Source organism: Salegentibacter sp. (assembly GCF_041642575.1).
Classification (GTDB): Bacteria; Bacteroidota; Bacteroidia; order Flavobacteriales; family Flavobacteriaceae; genus Salegentibacter.
In genome coordinates, this window is the sequence record NZ_JBEPWD010000025.1 from 23625 (window position 1) to 29777 (window position 6153).

Annotated in this window: 9 protein-coding genes; all 9 read right to left on the reverse strand. The window is 40.8% G+C overall.

All coding sequences use genetic code 11. The annotated features are described in order from the left end of the window. Positions 1–6 precede the first annotated feature (6 nt). The gene (locus ACESK1_RS06165) at positions 7–519 is read right to left on the reverse strand and encodes a DUF2480 family protein (protein WP_372918996.1); all 513 of its coding nucleotides are present in this window, start codon (positions 517–519) and stop codon (positions 7–9) included. A 10-nt stretch (positions 520–529) separates the two neighbouring features. Continuing rightward, positions 530–853 (reverse strand): iron-sulfur cluster assembly protein, encoded by a 324-nt coding sequence (locus ACESK1_RS06170; RefSeq protein ID WP_372918998.1) that lies wholly within the window; start codon positions 851–853, stop codon positions 530–532. 1 nt (position 854) lies between these two features. Continuing rightward, on the reverse strand, positions 855–1232 hold the full coding sequence (locus ACESK1_RS06175) for a SufE family protein (protein WP_372919010.1): 378 nt from the start codon (positions 1230–1232) through the stop codon (positions 855–857). A 40-nt stretch (positions 1233–1272) separates the two neighbouring features. Next, positions 1273–1698, reverse strand: coding sequence for an META domain-containing protein (locus ACESK1_RS06180; RefSeq protein ID WP_372919000.1), 426 nt, complete (start codon positions 1696–1698; stop codon positions 1273–1275). Then, entirely contained in the window at positions 1695–2933 is a 1239-nt protein-coding gene (locus tag ACESK1_RS06185; RefSeq protein ID WP_372919002.1) for an aminotransferase class V-fold PLP-dependent enzyme, read from the reverse strand. Before ACESK1_RS06185 ends, ACESK1_RS06180 begins: the two co-directional genes overlap by 4 nt. A 45-nt stretch (positions 2934–2978) precedes the next feature. Next, a complete protein-coding gene (gene sufD / locus ACESK1_RS06190) occupies positions 2979–4295 on the reverse strand; it encodes a Fe-S cluster assembly protein SufD (protein ID WP_372919012.1) in 1317 nt (438 codons plus the stop codon). Between the two features lie 97 nt (positions 4296–4392). Beyond that, entirely contained in the window at positions 4393–5142 is a 750-nt protein-coding gene (gene sufC / locus ACESK1_RS06195) for a Fe-S cluster assembly ATPase SufC (RefSeq protein WP_372919004.1), read from the reverse strand. 41 nt (positions 5143–5183) lie between these two features. Next, positions 5184–5570, reverse strand: coding sequence for a hypothetical protein (locus tag ACESK1_RS06200; RefSeq protein ID WP_372919006.1), 387 nt, complete (start codon positions 5568–5570; stop codon positions 5184–5186). 20 nt (positions 5571–5590) lie between these two features. Next, on the reverse strand, positions 5591–6153 hold a 563-nt coding region (locus ACESK1_RS06205), incomplete at its 5' end, for a SufD family Fe-S cluster assembly protein (RefSeq protein ID WP_372919008.1).

The following is a 6153-nucleotide window of genomic DNA, read 5'->3' on the forward strand; positions in this document are numbered from 1 at the left end:
TCTTAATTAAACCTTAGTCTTTTTATATAGAGGAACCGATGAACAGGCCTCTCCATACATCAAACTTTTTACAATTGGCTGAAGTTTCTCTATCAGAAGAAGATAGGCATTCTTTGGAACCGGTTTATGGGAACAACCTTTAACAATTACCGGCTTATCCTTAAATTCATTTAGGTCTAAATTCTCTAAGATAACGGTGTATAAAATGCTTTCAAGGGTCTCCAGGTCTCCCGTAATTACCTTTTTCGCGTAAGGCTGAAGATAAGTTGCCAGGAGCATAAAAGCCCAGGCAGGAATTATCGCGTTGCTGGAGCAAGTTAGGGCAATATATTTGCCTTCGTATATACTCCAGTCGTGAGCTTTAGCCTGTTCCCTGAATTCTTTTTCTCTAAGTACAAAACCATCCAGCAACCAGTCTTTTACATCAAAAAGCACTCGTTCTCCTTCCGGATAATGATCTTCCAGGTTAAAGGTGACCAATTTGCTGCTGGCCACACGATTAATGATTTCTTCAGGCATAGCAGTTTCTTTAAAGTAGACCCAGTTCGAGTTTTGCTTCTTCGCTCATAAGATCCTGGGTCCAAGGCGGGTCAAAGGTGATCTCTACCTCAGCGTCTTTTACCATATCCAGGGATTTTACACGTTCCTCTACTTCCATTGGTAACGATTCTGCCACAGGGCAGTTGGGCGTAGTTAGGGTCATAATGATCTTCACTTCGCTATCGGTATTAACCATAACGTCGTAGATCAATCCGAGCTCATATATATCTACAGGAATTTCCGGGTCATAAATGGTTTTCAAAACCTTTACGATCTTTTCCCCCAGTTCCTGAGTGTCTATTTCTTGTTCCATTTTAATTTAATTGAGTTTGATATGCTACAGCATACATTTTGAGTTGTTTAATCATGCTCACCAATCCATTGGCACGAGTTGGTGAAAGATGTTCTTTCAAGCCTATATCGTCAATGAATTTTGTATCGGCTTTAATGATAGCGGCCGGATGCTGGTTGGAAAATGCCCTGATAAGTATCGCCACAATTCCCTTGGTGATAATGGCATCACTATCGGCGGTGAAAACCAGTTTGTCGCCTTCCAGCTCGGCGTGAACCCACACTTTACTCTGGCAACCTTTTATAAGGTTTTCATCGATCTTATATTTTTCATCAATAAGTGGCAGGTTTTTTCCAAGCTCGATCATGTATTCGTAGCGCTGCATCCAGTCGTCAAACATTGCAAATTCATCTACGATTTCCTCCTGTATTTCCTTAATATTACTCACTTTTCTTGATTTTTTGAAGCTTTAGCAGCTCGTTGTTTTCTTCAGATAAAAATACCAATTCTTCCTCTGAAATCTGGACTTTTCTTATCTGCGGAAGGATTTCCCCGAAGGTTTCCTCATATTCCATCTCTCCCTCGCAGTACATTTTTGTGCTCATTGGCGAGCTAAATTTCAGCTGTTTATCCTCAATTTCATAGGTTACAACAAAATTGTTACAGCCGGTTTTTCCTGAAAGACGTTGTTTCTCACCTTCCACCTCAAGTATAAATCCTTCGGAAGAAATATCTTCCCCGTCCAGATTAATCAGGTTATAGTTTCCGCTTTTCTTCTTCAAATCTGATGGATCTTCGGATACTGTCTCATTTCCGCAGGAAAAAAACAGGAAAGTTAAACTGAGAATAAACACTAATTTCTTCATGAAAGCATCATTTTTGCCTTTTTCACTCCTTCTATGAACCTGTCGATTTCCTCTTTTGTATTGTAAAAAGAAAAGGAAGCACGCACTGTGCCCGGAATTTTATAAAAATCCATAATTGGCTGTGCACAATGGTGTCCGGTTCTTACGGCTATTCCCATTTTGTCGAGTAAGGTGCCAATATCATACGGGTGGAGCCCTTCAATATTGAAAGAGATGACAGCAGTTTTCTCCTTAGAAGTACCGTAGATTTTCATGCCTTCAATTTCCAGGAGTTTGCCTGTGGCATATTCCAGTAATTCCTGCTCATAGGCTGCAATCTTATCAAAGCCGATAGCATTCATATAATCTACTGCTGCTCCGAAGGCAATACCTCCGCAGATATTTGGGGTGCCGGCCTCAAATTTATGAGGAAGATCGGCGTAGGTGGTTTTTTCAAAACTAACCGTCGCGATCATTTCACCACCACCCTGGTAGGGAGGAAGCTTATTAAGCCATTCTTCTTTTCCGTAGAGCATTCCAACGCCGGTTGGACCGCACATTTTGTGGGCTGAAACCACATAGAAATCTACATCCAGGGCCTGAACATCTGCTTTGATATGAGGGGCGGCCTGTGCGCCATCTATCAGTACAGCAGCTCCATGAGAATGCGCCTTGTCGATAATATTTTTGATCGGGTTTACAGTCCCCAAGGCATTAGATACGTGATTGAGAAAAACAATTTTTGTTTTATCTGAAACCATTTCTTCGAAAGCGCTGTAAATAAGGGCGCCTTCTTCGTTCATGGGAATCACCTTCAAGATAGCTCCTGTCTTTTCGCAAAGCATTTGCCAGGGCACGATATTGGAATGATGTTCCAATGCCGAAACCAGGATTTCATCGTCTTCCTGCAGGAGTGAGGTAAAACCATTGGCAATAAGATTTATGCCATGGGTGGTGCCTGAGGTGAAAATGATCTCGTAGGAATTTTTAGCGTTGAAATGCTTCTGAAGACTTATCCTTGCCTGTTCGTATTTGTCAGTAGCTTCCTGGGACAGGCTGTGCACTCCGCGGTGAATATTAGCGTTGTAGTTGGAATAATAATCTACAATCACGTCAATCACTTGCTGTGGGGTTTGAGAGGTAGCCGCATTATCGAGGTATACTAATGGGTATCCATTAACCTCCCTTTTCAGAATAGGAAAATCCTTTCGAATTTTTTCTACGTCAAAGACGATATTTTGAGTAGCCAGGCTCATGTGTTTTATCTTTTGGGATTAAACTTGAAATTCCCGGTTGAATATTTACAGATTAAAACCTACTTCTACACCTAGTTTTTGGGCGATGAGGTTATTAATCCTTTTCTTGAGTTCGGGAATTTTGACGCTTTCCAGAACATTGTTGGCAAAAGCGTACATCATTAGACCCTGGGCTTCTTTTTTAGGAATTCCGCGGGATCTAAGATAAAATAAAGCATCTTCGTCCAATTGACCAATGGTGCATCCATGACTACATTTTACATCGTCTGCAAAGATCTCCAGCTGTGGTTTTGAATTAATCGTAGCCTTGTCGGTTAACAAAACATTATTGTTAGCCTGATAGGCATTGGTTTTCTGAGCTTCTTTTTCAACCACAACTTTCCCGTTGAATACTCCGGTAGAACTTCCGTCGAAGATCCCTTTATAATCCTGATGACTTTCACAATTTGGCTCAATGTGATGAACCAGGGTATTGTGATCTACGTGTTGTTTATCTTCAATGATGGTAACTCCTTTCAAAGTAGAATCAATATGTTCTCCTTTCTGATAAAAATTCAGGTTGTTACGGGTTAATTTTCCTCCTAAAGAGAAGGTATGTACCGAACAAAAACTTTCTGAATGCTGCTCGATAAAGGTATTGTCTATAAGAGAAGCCGAAGAAGTATCGTTTTGGATCTTGTAATAATCAACGATCGCACGCTTGGCCGCAAAGATTTCGGTTACCGAATTGGTTAGCACTGGTCTGTCAGTCAGGCTTTGATGTCTTTCAATGATCTGAACATGTGAGTTCTCATCAACCACGATAAGATTTCTTGGCTGCAGAAGCATGGCCGCTTCTTTTCCTGTAGATAAATTTATGATCTGAATTGGCTTATCGGCCATCTTATTCTTCTGAATATGAATATAAGCCCCTTCGCGGGTGAATGCGGTATTTAAAGCGTTCAACCCTGTTTTTGGAGCGATCTTATTGAAATAAGTATCAACAACTGCTTTATACGGAGCTTTGCACAATGCTGAAGACATTAAGCACACATCAATCTTATCGTGCGTGGTCTGGGAAAGATGAGAGGAATAAACACCATCCACAAAGACTAAATCATAAGTGTCGATATTATCGATCAGGTAGTCTTTGATATCACGATATTCAAGGCTATCGTCCTTTTTCGGGAAAAAGCTGTAATCATGCTTTAAAACCGAATTAAGAGAGGTGTATTTCCAGGCCTCCTCTTTTTTTCCGGGGAAACCCATTTGTTCAAATTCCTTAATCGCCTGGTTTCGAATATTATGTAAATCATCATTATCGCTTCTAAATTCCTCTTCAAAAGCCAGAAAAGATGATACTAGTTTTTCTTTTAATTCCATCATTTTGTTTTTTGTCTTTCCCGCGAAGGCGGGAAACTTCGCCAATCATTAAAAGTTGTTTCTTGTTAAAGAGGTTTGATTCTAAAACTTTCAACCTTTATACCTGTTCCGGTTTCAACCATTCATAACCTTTCTCCTCAAGTTCCAGGGCAAGTTCTTTACCTCCTGTTTTCACTATTTTTCCATCCACCATAACGTGTACAACATCAGGTTGGATGTAATTTAGTAACCTTTGGTAGTGTGTGATCAGTAACACTGCATTGTCTTCGTTCCTTAATTTATTAACCCCTTTGGCCACAACTTTCAATGCATCGATATCCAATCCGGAATCGGTTTCGTCAAGGATAGCAAGTTTGGGTTCAAGCACAGCCATCTGGAAGATCTCATTTCTTTTTTTCTCCCCACCTGAAAATCCTTCGTTAAGAGAACGGGAAAGGAATTTACGGTCAATCTCCAGCATTTCAGATTTTTCCTTGATGAGTTTCAGCATTTCATTTGCTCGCATGTCCTCCTGACCATTGGCTTTCCGGTGGGCATTGATCGCAGCTTTCATAAAGTTGGTTACCGAAACCCCTGGAATCTCAATTGGATACTGGAAGGATAGAAAAATTCCTTTGTGAGCTCTCTCTTCGGGATCCAGTTCTGAAAGTTCTTCTCCCTCAAAAATGATCTCACCCTGAGTCATTTCAAATTCTTCCTTTCCGGCGATAACCGAAGAAAGTGTGCTTTTTCCTGATCCGTTAGGTCCCATTATGGCGTGAACCTCTCCGGGATTGATTTCCAGGTTAATCCCTTTCAGGATTTCCTTATCGTCTATACTTGCGTGTAAATTCTTAATTTTAAGCATATATTCTAGGTATTCATTCCGCCGTGGCGAAACAGATTTATTTATTCTTCAATACTATCTGAAACCTTTTTGGTTTCCAGAATTTCAATTATTTCTCTTATTTCGATATCTTCTTCCCAGCCTTCCTGGTTTCTACTGGGAACTATTTTCCCTTTTACTTTTACCGAAACCATATCAAACTCTTCTTTTTGATAAGGCTTCACTTGTTCGGCCAGAACCTGCGCCATAGAATCAATACTTACTCCATATACAAAACTGTCTCCCCTGAAAACCGCAGCATCACCTACAAAGATGATCTCTCCGGTTAAAGTTGGAATACTGTCTTGCTCAGTTTCTGTCTCAATCGGGTTGATAAGTTCCTGCCGGCTTTCATCCTGACAGGCGGCCGCCGAAATTATTATAACAAGTATGAGTAAAAACTTTTGCATTGATTTTATCATCACTTTCATTATCCTACAGAGCCTTCCAGTGAGATCTCTAATAATTTTTGAGCTTCCACTGCGAATTCCATTGGTAATTTGTTCAGAACTTCTTTGCTGAACCCATTAACGATAAGGGCGATCGCCTTTTCAGTGTCTATTCCTCGTTGGTTACAGTAGAAGATCTGGTCTTCCCCGATCTTACTGGTGGTGGCTTCGTGTTCTACTTGCGCCGATTTGTTCTTCACCTCGATATAAGGGAAGGTATGAGCCCCACATTTATTTCCCATTAAAAGGGAATCGCATTGTGAGAAATTTCTGGCATTTTCAGCACGACCGTTGATTTGGACCAATCCCCGATATGAATTCTGGGAATGTCCGGCTGAAATACCTTTAGATATAATAGTACTTCGGGTGTTTTTCCCAAGGTGAATCATTTTTGTTCCGGTATCGGCTTGCTGGAAGTTATTGGTTACCGCGATCGAGTAAAACTCGCCTATGGAATTATCTCCTTTCAAAATACAGGAAGGATATTTCCAGGTAACTGCGGAACCGGTTTCCACCTGAGTCCAGGATATTTTGGCGCTCTTTT

Bases quoted from the DNA above. Each gene is read 5' to 3' on its own strand.
- ACESK1_RS06165 (WP_372918996.1), bottom strand. From the start codon at position 519: ATGCCTGAAGAAATCATTAATCGTGTGGCCAGCAGCAAATTGGTCACC.
- ACESK1_RS06170 (WP_372918998.1), bottom strand. From the start codon at position 853: ATGGAACAAGAAATAGACACTCAGGAACTGGGGGAAAAGATCGTAAAG.
- ACESK1_RS06175 (WP_372919010.1), bottom strand. From the start codon at position 1,232: ATGTTTGACGACTGGATGCAGCGCTACGAATACATGATCGAGCTTGGA.
- ACESK1_RS06180 (WP_372919000.1), bottom strand. From the start codon at position 1,698: ATGAAGAAATTAGTGTTTATTCTCAGTTTAACTTTCCTGTTTTTTTCC.
- ACESK1_RS06185 (WP_372919002.1), bottom strand. From the start codon at position 2,933: ATGAGCCTGGCTACTCAAAATATCGTCTTTGACGTAGAAAAAATTCGA.
- sufD (WP_372919012.1), bottom strand. From the start codon at position 4,295: ATGGAATTAAAAGAAAAACTAGTATCATCTTTTCTGGCTTTTGAAGAG.
- sufC (WP_372919004.1), bottom strand. From the start codon at position 5,142: ATGCTTAAAATTAAGAATTTACACGCAAGTATAGACGATAAGGAAATC.
- ACESK1_RS06200 (WP_372919006.1), bottom strand. From the start codon at position 5,570: ATGCAAAAGTTTTTACTCATACTTGTTATAATAATTTCGGCGGCCGCC.